The organism is uncultured Roseibium sp., assembly GCF_947496995.1.
GTDB lineage: Bacteria > Pseudomonadota > Alphaproteobacteria > Rhizobiales > Stappiaceae > Roseibium.
Genome location: NZ_CANMFD010000004.1, coordinates 485,668 through 499,559 on the forward strand (window position 1 = coordinate 485,668; position 13,892 = coordinate 499,559).

Genomic DNA, 13,892 nt, shown 5'->3' on the forward strand with positions numbered 1-13,892 from the left:
AAGGTCCGGTTTCTGGCCTAACGTTTGATCTGGCTTTACATCAAAGACGATGGCGACAACCTGCTCACGGTCACGGCGTCGCTACGGGAAGGCTGCGGCCGCCTTCGGGTCAGCGCCAGAATGGCACCGGCCGTCATCGCAGAAGAGAAGAGCGACGAGCCTCCGTAGGAGATGAAAGGCAAGGTCATGCCCTTTGACGGCATGAGATGCAGGTTGACGGCAAGATTGATGGTTGCCTGCAGTCCGAAGAGAACGACAAGCCCCGCCGTGGCAAGGCGGCTGAAGGCATCCTGGTCCCGGCTGGCATGGTTCAGGCCGCGAATGACGATGAAGGCGAAAACGGAAACCAGCAGCAGGCAGGCCACGACGCCGAATTCCTCGCCCACCACCGCGAAGATGAAATCCGTATGGCTGTCGGGAAGAATGCGCTTTACCGTGCCTTCTCCCGGACCGCGCCCGAACCACCCTCCCGCAAGGAAGGAATCCATCGCGGTATCGACCTGAAAGGTATCTCCGGAACTGGGATCCAGGAACCGGTCCACGCGGTTGGTCACATGCGGCAGGAAGGCATAGGCCGCGAACAGGCCTGCGATGCCGATCAGCCCGAGCGCCGTGATGATGATCCAGGAAATCCCGTTGAGAAAGAAGAGCCCCGCCCAGACAAGACCCAGAAGCATGGTCTGACCGAAATCGGGCTGCGCAATCAGAAGCGCTGCGCAGATGGCAAACAGCACGAAGGCGAACAGAACGCCCGGAACTTCCCGCCGCCGGCCACTTTCCGACAAAAGGAAAGCGATCAGCACCACGAAGGCCGGTTTCAGGAATTCGGACGGTTGCAGGGAGAAGCCGGCGATATAGATCCAGCGGCGCGCGCCCTTGGCCTCGAACCCGGCGAACAGGGTCGCCACCATGAGGACCAGCGAGATAACGAAAACGATCAGCGCGGCTCGCCGGATCGCCCGCGGCGACATGAGCGAAGCCGCCAGCATGATGGTGACGGCCGGCAACAGGAAGAGAGCTTGGCGCTTGACGAAGAAGAAGGTATCGACACCGATCCGTTCGGCGACGGGCGGACTGGCGGCAAACGACAGCACCACGCCGCCGACCATCAGAAGACCGAAAGCTGCGAGCAGATAGTGATCCACGGTCCAGAGCCACTCGGCGAACCGGCTGCGATCAGCGCGTGACACCATCTAGGCGACCTCCTGCGTATTGCCGGCACCAGGCAAGGCACGCACCGCGTCCACGAAAGCCGCGCCCCGCAGTTCGAAGTTCCGGTACTGGTCGAAGCTCGCACAGGCGGGAGAAAGCAGAATGGCGATTTCCTCTGCCCCGTCTTCCGCCGCCTCGTTGACAGCGTCCTTCACTGCCTGCGGCAGCGTACCGCTGACCTTGTACGCTACGCGGCCTTCAAGGGTCTTGGCGAAATCCTCCGCCGCTTCGCCGATCAGAAACGTCTTGGCGATTCTCGGAAAATACTCGTCCAGCGAGGATATGCCGCCTGCCTTGGCCCGGCCGCCCGCGATCCAGTAGATCCTCTCGAAGCTGGCGAGAGCCCTTGCGGCCGCGTCGGCGTTGGTGGCCTTGGAATCGTTGATAAAGAGCACCCGACCCTGTTTTGCCACCACTTCCATGCGGTGATGCAGGCCCGGGAAGGACGTCAAGGCCGCCGCAATTCTTCCAGCGGGTATTTCCAGCGCCCTGAGAGCGGCGAAGGCCGCGGCTGCATTCTGGCCGTTGTGATCGCCGCGCAAGCTGTCGATCCCGCCCAGAAGCGCAACTTCGCTCTGGCTGCCGTCCCGCGCTTCGATCAGGCGGCCGTGGCGGGCATAGATGCCGCTGGTGAGTTCGTGCTCTCCGGCAATCCGGCAGACCGGTTTGCGCGCCAGTTCCAGACGGTCGGCGATCGAGGAGGACATGGGATCGTCAACCCCGACAACCGCGACCTTGGCCCCGGCCACGAGACGTTCCTTGATCGCTGCGTAGTTTTCGATCGTTCCGTGCCGGTCGAGATGATCAGGCGACAGGTTCATGTGTAGACCGACGGTCGGGTCCAGCGTCGGCGAAAGATCGATCTGGTAGGAAGAACATTCGAGAACGTAGTGGCGGCCGGGTTGCGGCGGGTCCAGCTCAAGAACCGGCGTCCCGATATTTCCGCCGACCTGCACATCAAGGCCCAGTTCCCGCAGGAGATGACCGATCAGCGCGGTGGTGGTCGATTTGCCGTTGGTGCCCGTGATCGCGATCAGGGGCGCATCCGGGCAGACCTTGCGCCGTTCGCGGCAGAAAAGCTCCACATCGCCGATGATCTCCACACCCGCCTCGCGGGCGAGATCCACCGACCAGTGCGGCACCGGATGGGTCAGCGGAACGCCGGGAGCCAGAACCAGGGCGGCGATGCCGTTCCAGTCGAGGTCGCGCAGATCACGGGTATCGAGCCCCTCTCTTGCAGCCTGCTCGACGCGTTCTGCATTGTCATCGAAACACACCACATTCGCGCCGCCCAGCTTGAGGGCGCGCGCTGTCGCCATTCCGGACCCGCCCAGCCCGAACAATGCGACATTGCTGTTTTCAAATGTGGTGACAGGGATCATGCGGCCTACCTCAGCTTCAGTGTGGCAAGGCCAAGCAGGGCCAGAACGACGGCAATGATCCAGAAGCGGATAACCACCTGGCTTTCCGTCCAGCCCATGATCTCGAAATGATGGTGGATCGGAGCCATCCGGAAGACGCGTTTGCCGGTCAGCTTGAAGGAGATGACCTGCACGATGACCGAGACGGCCTCAAGTACGAAAAGGCCGCCGATGATGGCCAGAACGATCTCGTGCTTGGTGGCAACCGCGATGGCCCCGATCATGCCGCCGAGCGCCAGGGAGCCGGTGTCCCCCATGAAGATGGCGGCCGGTGGTGCGTTGAACCAGAGGAAACCCAGGCCGGCACCGATCACCGCACCGCAGATCACGGCCAGTTCGCCGGTTCCGGCGACATGATGGATCTGCAGGTAGTTTGCAAAGACCGCATTGCCCGACAGATAGGCGATCAGCCCGAAGGAGGCGCAGGCAATCATCACCGGCACAATGGCGAGCCCGTCCAGACCATCGGTCAGGTTGACCGCATTGCCGGCGCCGACCATGACGAAAGCCGCGAAGGGAATGAAAAACAGGCCGAGATTAAGCGTGAAATCCTTGATGAAGGGAAAGGTGATCGCTGACGAGGACTGGGACGAATCGAGAATTGTGACCGCGAAGGCGGCAGCACCCGCGATCAGGAATTCCAGCCCCAGGCGCGCCTTGCCGCCGAACCCCTTGTGCGACGACTTGGTCACCTTCAGGTAGTCGTCATAAAAGCCGATACCGCCGAAGCCCAGCGTCACGCCTGTCACCACCCAGACATAAGGATTGGAAAGATCCGACCACAGGAGCGCTGCAACCAGAGCACCGGAGAGGATCATCAGCCCGCCCATGGTGGGCGTGCCTTTCTTGGTCAGGAGATGGCTTTCCGGCCCGTCGGCACGGATCGGCTGGCCATGTCCCTGCCGGATGCGCAGGCTTGAAATGATTTTAGGACCGAACAGGAACACAAAAAACAGGGCGGTCATGATGGCACCGCCCGTGCGGAACGTAATGTACCGGAAGACGTTCAGTGCGGAGATCTGATCGGCGAATTGCCCCAAAAAATAAAACATCAGTTATCCCTTATGCCGCTGCGCTATCGTCCGCAGGCGGGTATTCCTTTTTAAGGGCTTCGACAAGCGGGCCCATCCGGGTTCCAAGCGATCCCTTGATCATAACAACATCGCCTGGACGGACGTCGCTCAAAAGCACGTCTTCCAGATCTTTTGCGTCCTCGCAGTAATGCCCGCGAAGCTCATGCGGAAGCTGTTTCCAGAGCGCATGCATATGCGGGCCGGCACAATAGACCGCGTCTATTTGCGCTTCACTGATCGGCTGAAGAAGCTCGGCGTGAAGGCGGTCGGCATCCTCGCCGAGTTCACGCATGTCGCCAACGACGGCGATGCGCCGGCCAGGCCGCTTGATCGGCGCCTCTGCCAAAACCGCGAACGCGGCGCGCATCGAGGCGGGATTGGCATTATAGCTCTCATCGATGAGATTGAGTTCGCCGTCCGGCAGCGGCAACCGGCTCACCTGCCCGCGTCCTTTCGGTGCACGCATGGTGTCCAGCGCAAGGCCGGCCTTGGCGAGATCGGCGCCGAGATCCGCAACCGCGGTCAGGACGGCAAGGCTGTTTTTCACGTGATGCTTGCCGGGTGCGCCGAGCTTGTAGGTGATTTCCTGACCCAGAATTACGGCATCCACACTTGAGCCCGCCGGGTAACCGACGGATTTTTCAATGTGACTGTCGGCAGCCGGGGTTTCGCCGAAGGTATGGATCCTGGCAACTCCGGCCGTCGCCGCCAGAAACTTCAGCAGATCGAACTGAAGATTGTCCCTGTTCAGGATGGCGACGCCGCCCGGCTCCAGGCCTTCGAAAATTTCGGCTTTCGCCTTGGCGATCTTCTCCACGGAGTCGAAATACTCAAGATGAACCGGCTGCACCGTTGTGATGATGGCCACATGCGGACGCACCATCTTGACCAGGGGAACGATTTCCCCGGCATGGTTCATGCCGATTTCGAAGATGCCGTAGTCCGTGTCCTTCGGCATGCGCGCCAGGGTGAGCGGTACGCCCCAGTGATTGTTGAAAGACGCCACAGAGGCATGCACCTTGCCGGAAGGGTCCAGCGCGAGCCGGAGAGCTTCCTTGGTTCCCGTCTTGCCGACAGAGCCTGTCACCGCCACGATGCGCGCATCACTGCGGGCACGTGCGGCTACAGCGAGACCGCGCAGGGCTTCCAGCGGATCGGCAACCACAACATAGCGGCCGTCTTCGGGCAATTCCGTCAGCTGATCTTCGGCGACAAGCGCAAGCGATGCCCCTGCTTCCAGCGCACCGGCCACATAGTCGTGGCCGTCCAGCCGGTCCCCCTTGATCGCAACAAAGGCATCGCCGGCTTCAAGCGTGCGGCTGTCGATGGATATTCCGGTAATGTCCGCGCCAATATCGCCTTTGGCGCTGCCACCGGCAGCTTCAACAAAGGCATCCAAGGTCCAAAGCGGGTTGCTCATGTGTTTCCTTCAACGCTTATGGCGCGCATAACGGCTTCGTGATCCGAAAAGGGAATCACTGTGTCGCCAACAATCTGGCCGGTTTCATGACCTTTTCCGGCGACACACAGGATATCGCCCTTCGCAAGCCGCCGGACACCTTCCGCGATTGCCTCGAACCGGTCACCGATCTCAAGGGCGTCAGGTGCTCCCTGACGCACGGCCTTGCGGATCGTCGCCGGATCTTCCGAACGGGGATTGTCGTCGGTGACGATCACCAGATCCGCGTGCCGGGCGGCGGCTTCGCCCATCAGCACCCGCTTGCCCGGGTCCCTGTCCCCACCGGCACCGATCACGACCGAAAGAGCGCCATCCGTGAATGGCCGCAAGGCGGCAAGCGCATTGTCCAGCGCATCCGGCTTGTGGGCGTAATCAATGAAGACCAGCCCACCGGTCTTCGTTTTGCCGGCGAGTTCGAGCCGGCCGGGCGCGCCCTTCAGATTTTCCAGAGCACGCAGAGCCGTGCCAGCATCGATCCCGGCAGCAATTGCAAGTCCGGCGGCGACCAGTGCATTGGAGACCTGGAAACGGCCGATCAATGGCAAGGTCACCTTGTATTCGCCGCGAACCGTTTGCAGGGTCAGCTGCTGCGCCGCTCCTGCCGGTTTTCTCCCCGTGAGCTTGAGATCCCTGCCTGTTTCACCAACGCTCAGAACGGGAAGTCCACGCGCTTCGGCGACGGCCAGAACCCGGTCGGCGTATTTTTCGCCCGTGTCGACAACCACCGTTCCGCCCGCCGGGAGCAATTCGGAAAAAAGGCGCAGCTTGGCGTTCAGATAGTCCTCGATGCTCGCGTGATAATCCATGTGATCGCGGCCAAGGTTCGTGAAGGCTGCCGCCGTCAGCCGCACACCGTCCAGGCGAAACTGGTCAAGCCCGTGGGAGGAAGCCTCCAGCGCGGCATGATTGATGCCTTCAGCCTCAAGGTCCGAAAGTTCCTTGTGAAGCGCCACCGGATCGGGCGTCGTCAGACCGCCATAGCTTTCGCCGTCCGGCCTGATTGTTCCCAGAGTTCCAAGACTTGCGGCCGGGTGCCCCGCGAACTGAAAAATCTGGCGGGCGAAATGGGCGACGGAGGTTTTGCCTGCTGTTCCGGTTACCGCGACGATCGTGTCCGGCTGGGCGCCGTAAAACCGGGCGGCCATTTTGGCAAAGACCTGACGGGGCTCGGACGCACCGAGAACGACCGCATGTTGCGGACAGCTCGCCCGCACCGCTGCCACGGCATCATCCGAGCACAGAACCGCAACAGCCCCGGCCGCGGCAGCATCTGCGGCGAACCGGGTTCCATCGACGGAGACACCTTTGAAGGCCGCGAACAGAAAGCCGGGTTGAACCTTTCGGCTGTCTGCGGTCAAACCCGCTATTTTCAGGCTGCCAGCCGCGTCCGGCAATGTCAGGCCGGCGGCTAAATATTCAAGATCCATCTCATCCGATCATCCGGTTCGTGCGTCGTCTTGCAGGTGCTGTATTTGAAGACCGGATAACGGCTGCGACCCCGCCGGTCTTCAAAGCTTTCCTTGAGCATGCTGCGGTCATATGAACGCAGTGATCCAGGAAGTCATGTCTCCTTAATAGGAAATCTCGATCGGTTCATCCCCCTTGCCGAAACGCGGCATGACGCCGAGCATCGGCGCAGAGCGCCGGATGATTGCTCCCACGGTCGGCGCGGCGTTGAGGCCGGCGGTTGCACCGATGCCCTCGCGCTCCGATTTCGGCTCGTCCAGAACGACCAGCACCACGTATCGCGGATCGTCCATCGGAAATGCCGACAGGAAGGAATTCCGGAGCTTGTTGTTGATGTAACGGCCGTTCTCGATCTTCTCGGCGGTACCCGTCTTGCCGCCGACCGTATAGCCCGGCACGTCCGCCCTGCGCCCGGAACCGGACAGCACGTTGAGGCGGAAGAGATAGCGCATCATCCGGCTTACATCTGGAGAAATGACTTGTTTCGCAACGCTTTGAACCTCTTCCTGGCTTCTCGGCAGGAAAGTCGGCGGATACAGTTTACCGCCATTCACCACCGCTGCCGCAGCAACCGCGGTCTGCATCGGCGTCACAGAAATCCCGTGACCGAAGGAGATCGTCATGGCCGCCAGTTCGTTCCATTTCGGAGGCAGCAGGGGCGCGGCGTTTTCAGGCAGCTCCGTATTCAGACGCTCCGTCAGATGCAGTCGCTTGAAGAATTCCTGCTGCCGGGAAATACCGGTTGCCAGCATCATTTTCGCGGTGCCGATGTTGGACGAATAAATGAAGATTTCCGGCACGGACAGAATGCGGTTTTTCCCGTGGAAATCCGTGATCGTGCGCCCTGCCGCCCGGATCGGCCGGGTCGCATCGAAGCTGTCGTTGATGGAGACCGCCCCCGAATCCAGCGCCATCGCGACCGTGAAGGCCTTGAACACCGAGCCCATCTCGAAGACGCCGCCTGTGGCCCGGTTCAACCGGTCCTTTTCCAGCGCCTGGGACCTGTCGTTCGGATCGTAGTCCGGCAGGGAGGACATCGCGACGACCTCGCCGGTCTTCGCATCGAGCACGATCCCGGCGGCTGCGATCGCCCTGTAGCGCTCCATGGCCTTGACCAACTCGTCGCGCACAACGTGCTGAACGCGCAAATCGACGGAAAGGCGTACCGGCTCTATCGTGCGGTCGGAAGCAAAACCCAGCGACTGGAGTTCGGCGAGCCAGGCGTCATCGATATATTTCTCGATTCCCGCCAGCCCCTGGTTGTCCACATTGACGGAGCCCACGATGTGCCCGGCGGTCGGCCCACCCGGATAGAAACGCTGGTTTTCCGACAGGAAGCCTATTCCCGGCAGCCCGAGATTATGCACCTGCTCCGCCTGCTGGGGTGTCATCTCCCGTTTAAGCCAGACAAAACCAGCACCGCTTTCCAGGCGGCGGCGCACGGTGTTTTGGTCCAGATCCGGCAGCACCCGGATCAGGCCCTCGAGCGCCTCGTCCACATCAAGTATGCGGCGCGGTTCGGCATAAAGGGAAGTTGTCTTGATATCCGTTGCCAGGATTTCGCCGTTGCGGTCGATAAGATCCGGGCGCGAGGCGGAAACGGAATCCTGCGCGGAGATCCACGCCTTCGACGGAGCCTCCTCCATCTGGGCAAGAAGCACCAGCCGCCCCCCGATCGCCGCATAAACGCAGGCGAAGGCCAGCATGGCGACGTAGACACGGGATTTGACGGCGCTGGAGGAGACAGAGCCGCGCGCTGCTCTTGGCTGCGCGCGCCGAACCTGAAGGAAGCTTGCCGGTTCACTTACCATTGTCATGATCTGCTCCTCATCGGATCACTGCCGAGGAGCCGGCATAGCCGCCCATCTGGTTGCCGCCGATCGGCTCGAGCATGACCGGACGGGCCGGAAGGTCTTCCGGCGTCACGATCTGTTTCACATCCAGGGGTTCCAGTTGCAGATAGTCATTATAGCGCGCGACAAGGGACTGGAGACGGTCCGGCTTGTTCAAAAGGCTCCATTCCGCCTTCAAAAGCTGGATCGTGTCCCGTTCCTCGTCGATCTGGCGCTGGAGCTCGGCAACCTTTTCCGCGGATTTCGTCGCCGCCAGTTTCATGTCGTAAACCGTCGCCGCACCGATCACGACCGCAAGAATGAACAGGATGTTCAGCGTTCGAACCACCTTAGCCCCCTAACCCGTGAAATTCCGCCAGCCTCGGAACGCCCGCGGCATGTATGTCCAGCTCGCGCGCGGCCGCTTCTGTCCGCAGCCCCGCCCGGAGCTTTGCCGAGCGCGCACGCGGATTGGCATCCGTTTCGTCCACTGCCGCCTCGACCGCCTTGCGCGTCAGCAGCTCGAATGTCGCCGGTGGCACGTCCTGCTCCGGCATATGTCGGGACCCGCCGCCCCGTGTTCGTGTCCTGTCCTGAAAGAAGCGTTTGACGATCCGGTCTTCCAGGGAGTGAAAACTCACCAGCACCAGACGTCCGCCGGGCTTCAGAATGCGCTCGGCGGCGCCAAGCGCCTTGGCCGCCTGATGCAATTCGCCGTTCACGTAGATCCGCAGTGCCTGAAAGGTGCGGGTTGCCGGATGGATCTGGGCCTTCTTCGGCGAGCGGCCGAGCGCCTTCTCGATCAGCCCGGCCAGCTCAAGCGTGCGGGAGAAAGGCTTTTCCTTGCGCGCGGCATCGATTGCATGAGCAACGGTGGTGGCGCGCTTTTCTTCACCAAGAAGTCCGATTACCCGGATCAGGTCTTTTACAGGAAGCTCGTTCACAACATCGGCAGCGGAAGGCCCGGCCTGCTCCATGCGCATATCCAGCGGACCGTCGCGCAGGAAGGAAAATCCTCGACCGGCCTCATCGAGCTGCATGGAAGACACACCGAGATCCAGCACGACACCGTCAACAGCGTCAAAACCGTTATCGCGCGCATGGGTTTCGAGACCCGCGAACTGCCCCTGCACGAGAACCAGTTGCCCGCCGGCGTCTTTCACCAGTTCCTGCCCGCCGGAAATCGCATCCGGATCCCGGTCGATACCGAGAACCTTTGCACCCCGCTCCAGAACAGCACGCGAATAACCGCCCGCGCCGAAGGTTCCATCAATGATGACCTGACCCGGCTGCGGGTCGAGCCACCTGAGAACCTCTGTCAGGAGAACCGGCACATGACGCATGGGTCCGCCAGCGGCAGGAGACATGCCCTTGTCGCCGAGCGCCATCATGCCGGCTCTCCTTGAGAGGATGCGGGGGATGCCCCCGACAGCATCGCGAGCGCACGCTTTTGAGCCTCTGCGCGATACTCGCGGAACTTTTCCGGTTCCCAGATCTGGAACTTGTATTTCATGCCGACGAAGGTCACCTGATCGGTGATGCCGGTGTGATCGCGGATCATGTCGGAAATGGTCATGCGGCCATCTCCGTCGATCTTCGGGTTCTCGCTGGCACCGAAAAGCGCAACGGCGAGCGCATCATGATCCGGAGACAGTTTCGCGAACGCTTCGGAACGCTTTTCAATCTCGGCAAGCAGTTCGTTTCCGCCAGCGTCGACCGCCTGGCAGTGGGAAGAGCTGATGCAATAAAGGCCTTCAAACCCATCTCTCGCCAATACCGCGCGAAAGGACGCCGGGATCGATACACGACCCTTGGCATCCAGCCGGTTGGTAAAATGAGAAACAAAGCCGGCCATTAAACCCCTCGAACGGGCTTCCACCCGTCAATCCCCGAAACGAAAACACCCTGATGAGAAGAAAGGCCGACAACCTGCCAGGACGTGCAATTTGCAAATGCAGCTCTTTCCGAGCCGTTAAATTGCCGCCCTTAGCCCAACTGAGACGGGCCTGCGCTCCCCATTTCGGGTTCTTATGGGATATCATGGGAAATCATGGGTGGTCAATGGAATCTCATGGATTCCGGCTCGATTTGATCGCACACGACCCCATCGGCTGACCTTAGGCCAAACATGCTTAATGAAGCCTTGACAGAAAAGAAGAATCGGATGCGCAGGTTTACGGAGGTTTTGCCTCGCCGCGCACGCAAACCCGGCAAAAATTGCCTCGTCGCAAAGACTTGTGGAGAATGAAAAGCCGGACCGGGACAGGCCGCCCTCAGGGTCCGCACTGGTGACCCTTACGCGTCTTACCGCTCAGGACGCAGCTCTCCGATGCCCCTCCCGATGGAGAGGCCCGGATATCTGCTTGTCGCAATAGAAACGCCAGCCGGCCTGTAAGCCGGGTTCTGTACGGCCCGCTTGCGCGGACGTGACAGCCATTCATCTGGGACGCCTGTTGCCAGACGCCTCACGCAACCAACCCGGACAGCTGACCTGGAAACCGGCCTGGCCCCGGATGACTCCGGTTCCGCGCTGCCCCTATTCGGTTTTGCTCCCGGTGGGGTTTACCATGCCGCCTCTGTTGCCAGCTGCGCGGTGGGCTCTTACCCCACCCTTTCACCCTTACCCCGATCCGGTCTCGCGACCGGTCGAGGCGGTTTGCTTTCTGTGGCACTTTCCCTAAGGTCACCCTCGCCGGGTGTTACCCGGCACCGTGTTTCCATGGAGCCCGGACTTTCCTCCCCCGCGGCCTTTCGGCGCTTGCGGCAGCGGCTGTCCGGCCGACTGGCGCCTGCGGACTTAAGTGGCTTTGAGCCCAAGGTCAAGCAAGGCACCCCAGCCGCTTCAAAACCCGCCGCCGGTTAACGCGCCTCCCCGAAACTTGTGCCCCGCATACCTTGTACCTTCTTAGACACTCGAAAGCACAATCAGAGCTAAAAACAGCACCGAATACAATTTCAGGTAGATTAGACCAAAAATAAGCAGAAATATTATATGGTTAATTTCATCAGTAAGTATTTCTAACAATACCAAATTCAAGAATATAATCAACGATCTATTTAGGTAACATTAAGTGTTTTACCTCAATGTATCTCTACGATTATTCACGGAGAGACTCCATGCGCATATTGCACGCCTGTTTACCGATAGCTTTGCTATTTTCACCGGGGGCATTCGCCGAAAATGCACCTGATCCAGAGGCGCTGATCACACCTGCCGTGATCGAAAGCGTTGGTGAGTGGCTTTCGAATCCGATCGTCTCCTTGTCGATCAACGCTCAGAACAATTTGCGTGGCGCGCTCTCCCAGGCCGAGATCGATGCGCTTGACACCCAATGGCGCGCGGAACGCGAGGCGAGCGACAAACCGTTGATTTCCGCCACCCTGTCCGCTCCACTTTCAATCTACCTTCTCAGGGTGCAGGCCAACTCGCTGGGTCTTTATCCGGAAATCTTCGTCATGGATGCCAACGGCCTCAATGTTGGCCAGAGCGCAATCACCGGAGATTACTGGCAGGGAGATGAAGACAAGTTCCAGAAAACCTTCCCGGGCGGGCCGGGCACGGTTTTCATCGATGCAGCAGAATGGGACGAGGACCGCAAGATCTGGCGTGCCCAGCTCAACCTGGCGGTTACCGATCCGGAAACCGAAAAAGTGATTGGTGCTGCAACAGTGGAATTCAACCTGACGGAACTTTTGCGTCGCCAGACCCCGAATTCGTGAACGGATAGACCCTATGCTCAAGAACCTTTCAGTCAGCAAGAAGATCGCCGCCGGCTTTCTCGGGCTGGCGCTCATCGGAGCCGTCGCAGGCGGCGCAAGTGCATACAAGACGATGTCGGCGCGCGAGGAGGTCAATGCAGCAAACGCATTGTCCACTTTGAACACGCAGACCGCTCAATTGAACGAAAAGGTCGTCGGACAGGCGCTTGCAGTCAAATCGTTCCTTCTGACCGGCAACCGCGATTGGCTTGCCAAGTCGCAGGAGCTGGACAATGAGATTTCTGCCCAGTTCGCGGAAGTCGAGACCTTGATTTCGGAGACTTCACCTGAATTCCAGGCAAACCTCGACGAGCTCAAAACGAACTGGCAGAACTGGTACTCTCAGATCGCGTCGCGGCAGATTGAACTCATGCGGTCGCCTGAAACGGTCGATCTGGCCCGTGCGATCGAGTTGACGCCCGAAAGCGCGGCGCTTCTCGAGGGCGTACAGCAGGTAAGCAGAAACTTCACCGGCGCTGTCGGCGCCAAAAGGCACGCGTCCGGAGAGCGGCAGGACGCAGCTCTGCAGACGGTCGAGATCGTTGCGATCGCCAGTGCTCTGGTGCTCACGGTACTGGCCATGTTCCTTGGCTTCTTGAACCACATGATCATTTCGGTTCCTCTGTCCCGGCTTTCAGGTGTCACTGAAGCTCTGGCAACCGGCGACACATCACAGACCGTCGATGTGACCGACAGGGGTGATGAAATAGGTCTGCTCGGACGGGCTCTCGGCGTTTTCCGGGAAAACATGATCCGGACGCGCGAACTGGAATCCGCGGCCGCCCAGGACCGGGAGAACGCCGAACTGCAGAAGCGCCAGGAAATGGAAAATGTCGCCAGCGGTTTCGAAACCACGGTGCTGAGCATCTACAACGGCATGATTGCCAAGCTCGACGAACTGACGTCTTCGGCTGGCTCCCTGTCGAATATCGCCAACAACACGACTGAAGAAGCGCTGACGGTGTCGGCTGCAGCCGAACAGGCTACCAACAACGTCAATACTGTAGCCAGCGCCACGGAAGAACTGTCCGCCTCGATCCGCGCCATCACCGAGCAGGTTCGCTCTTCCGCGGAAATCGCACAAAATGCGGAAACCGAAGTTGAGCGGTCCAATCAGGCCGTTTCGAGCCTGCAGCAGGTGGTTGCACGTATCGGCGACGTGACCAAGCTGATCACCGACATTGCCGAACAGACCAACCTGCTTGCTCTGAACGCAACGATCGAAGCAGCCAGGGCCGGGGAAGCCGGCAAGGGATTTGCCGTGGTCGCTTCCGAAGTCAAGGCACTGGCCGCACAGACATCCAAGGCGACGGAAGAGATCGACCGTCAGATCACCGAAATGCGTCAGGCTGCGGACGCGTCCACGGAAGCGACCGGATCGGTTGCGGACATGGTTCGCAAGATCACCGAGAACACGGCCGCAATGTCCGGAGCTGCGGAAGAGCAGAACCTGGCGACGACGGAAATCGCCAGCAGCGTTGCCGAAGCGGCACAGGGCACCGAAGGCGTATCCCGTTCCATCTCGGAAGTCAGCGATGCCGCCGGCGAGACCGCCAAGCTCGGCACGGCAATGAACTCTGCTGTCAGTGAACTGCACGACCAGTCCAGCAGCCTGCGTCACGCGATGGACGAATTCCTGGTCAAAGTGCGCGCAGCCTGAGGAAACCGT

At 60.4% G+C, this 13,892-nt stretch carries 11 protein-coding genes and 1 other RNA gene; 2 read left to right on the forward strand and 10 right to left on the reverse strand.

The annotated features are described in order from the left end of the window. Window positions 1-35: 35 nt before the first annotated feature. From Q1B40_RS18240 to rnpB, 10 genes are all read right to left on the reverse strand, one after another. Window positions 36-1,193: an FtsW/RodA/SpoVE family cell cycle protein gene (locus tag Q1B40_RS18240; protein ID WP_299817418.1), complete on the reverse strand. Its 1,158-nt coding sequence runs from the start codon at window positions 1,191-1,193 to the stop codon at window positions 36-38. After that, window positions 1,194-2,594, reverse strand: coding sequence for a UDP-N-acetylmuramoyl-L-alanine--D-glutamate ligase (murD, locus tag Q1B40_RS18245; RefSeq protein WP_299817420.1), 1,401 nt, complete (start codon window positions 2,592-2,594; stop codon window positions 1,194-1,196). Window positions 2,595-2,599: 5 nt separating this feature from the next. After that, window positions 2,600-3,685, reverse strand: coding sequence for a phospho-N-acetylmuramoyl-pentapeptide-transferase (gene mraY, locus Q1B40_RS18250; RefSeq protein ID WP_299817422.1), 1,086 nt, complete (start codon window positions 3,683-3,685; stop codon window positions 2,600-2,602). Window positions 3,686-3,695: 10 nt separating this feature from the next. Then, window positions 3,696-5,126 carry a UDP-N-acetylmuramoylalanyl-D-glutamyl-2,6-diaminopimelate--D-alanyl-D-alanine ligase gene (locus tag Q1B40_RS18255; RefSeq protein WP_299817425.1) on the reverse strand — a complete coding sequence of 477 codons (1,431 nt, stop codon included), beginning with the start codon at window positions 5,124-5,126 and terminating at the stop codon, window positions 3,696-3,698. Next, window positions 5,123-6,592 carry a UDP-N-acetylmuramoyl-L-alanyl-D-glutamate--2,6-diaminopimelate ligase gene (locus Q1B40_RS18260; RefSeq protein ID WP_299817428.1) on the reverse strand — a complete coding sequence of 490 codons (1,470 nt, stop codon included), beginning with the start codon at window positions 6,590-6,592 and terminating at the stop codon, window positions 5,123-5,125. Before Q1B40_RS18260 ends, Q1B40_RS18255 begins: the two co-directional genes overlap by 4 nt. A 144-nt stretch (window positions 6,593-6,736) precedes the next feature. After that, window positions 6,737-8,449 (reverse strand): penicillin-binding protein 2, encoded by a 1,713-nt coding sequence (locus tag Q1B40_RS18265; RefSeq protein WP_299817430.1) that lies wholly within the window; start codon window positions 8,447-8,449, stop codon window positions 6,737-6,739. Window positions 8,450-8,459: 10 nt separating this feature from the next. After that, window positions 8,460-8,813: a hypothetical protein gene (locus Q1B40_RS18270; RefSeq protein WP_068416567.1), complete on the reverse strand. Its 354-nt coding sequence runs from the start codon at window positions 8,811-8,813 to the stop codon at window positions 8,460-8,462. Between the two features lies 1 nt (window position 8,814). Next, window positions 8,815-9,855 carry a 16S rRNA (cytosine(1402)-N(4))-methyltransferase RsmH gene (gene rsmH / locus Q1B40_RS18275; protein WP_299817434.1) on the reverse strand — a complete coding sequence of 347 codons (1,041 nt, stop codon included), beginning with the start codon at window positions 9,853-9,855 and terminating at the stop codon, window positions 8,815-8,817. Further along, window positions 9,852-10,319 carry a division/cell wall cluster transcriptional repressor MraZ gene (locus Q1B40_RS18280; RefSeq protein ID WP_299817436.1) on the reverse strand — a complete coding sequence of 156 codons (468 nt, stop codon included), beginning with the start codon at window positions 10,317-10,319 and terminating at the stop codon, window positions 9,852-9,854. Before Q1B40_RS18280 ends, rsmH begins: the two co-directional genes overlap by 4 nt. 521 nt (window positions 10,320-10,840) lie before the next feature. Further along, window positions 10,841-11,250: RNase P RNA component class A (rnpB, locus tag Q1B40_RS18285), an RNA gene on the reverse strand. A gap of 298 nt (window positions 11,251-11,548) precedes the next feature. On the opposite strand from rnpB, the gene Q1B40_RS18290 reads away from it, so the two are divergent. Beyond that, window positions 11,549-12,184 (forward strand): hypothetical protein, encoded by a 636-nt coding sequence (locus tag Q1B40_RS18290; RefSeq protein WP_299817438.1) that lies wholly within the window; start codon window positions 11,549-11,551, stop codon window positions 12,182-12,184. Window positions 12,185-12,197: 13 nt separating this feature from the next. Continuing rightward, the gene (locus tag Q1B40_RS18295) at window positions 12,198-13,883 is read left to right on the forward strand and encodes a methyl-accepting chemotaxis protein (RefSeq protein WP_299817440.1); all 1,686 of its coding nucleotides are present in this window, start codon (window positions 12,198-12,200) and stop codon (window positions 13,881-13,883) included. The last annotated feature ends 9 nt before the right edge of the window (window positions 13,884-13,892 follow it).

Excerpts from the sequence above, each read along its gene's own strand:
- Q1B40_RS18260 (WP_299817428.1), bottom strand. The coding sequence starts at position 6,592 with ATGGATCTTGAATATTTAGCCGCCGGCCTGACATTGCCGGACGCGGCT.
- Q1B40_RS18255 (WP_299817425.1), bottom strand. The coding sequence starts at position 5,126 with ATGAGCAACCCGCTTTGGACCTTGGATGCCTTTGTTGAAGCTGCCGGT.
- rsmH (WP_299817434.1), bottom strand. The coding sequence starts at position 9,855 with ATGATGGCGCTCGGCGACAAGGGCATGTCTCCTGCCGCTGGCGGACCC.
- mraY (WP_299817422.1), bottom strand. The coding sequence starts at position 3,685 with ATGTTTTATTTTTTGGGGCAATTCGCCGATCAGATCTCCGCACTGAAC.
- Q1B40_RS18295 (WP_299817440.1), top strand. The coding sequence starts at position 12,198 with ATGCTCAAGAACCTTTCAGTCAGCAAGAAGATCGCCGCCGGCTTTCTC.
- Q1B40_RS18240 (WP_299817418.1), bottom strand. The coding sequence starts at position 1,193 with ATGGTGTCACGCGCTGATCGCAGCCGGTTCGCCGAGTGGCTCTGGACC.
- murD (WP_299817420.1), bottom strand. The coding sequence starts at position 2,594 with ATGATCCCTGTCACCACATTTGAAAACAGCAATGTCGCATTGTTCGGG.
- Q1B40_RS18290 (WP_299817438.1), top strand. The coding sequence starts at position 11,549 with ATGTATCTCTACGATTATTCACGGAGAGACTCCATGCGCATATTGCAC.
- Q1B40_RS18280 (WP_299817436.1), bottom strand. The coding sequence starts at position 10,319 with ATGGCCGGCTTTGTTTCTCATTTTACCAACCGGCTGGATGCCAAGGGT.
- Q1B40_RS18265 (WP_299817430.1), bottom strand. The coding sequence starts at position 8,449 with ATGACAATGGTAAGTGAACCGGCAAGCTTCCTTCAGGTTCGGCGCGCG.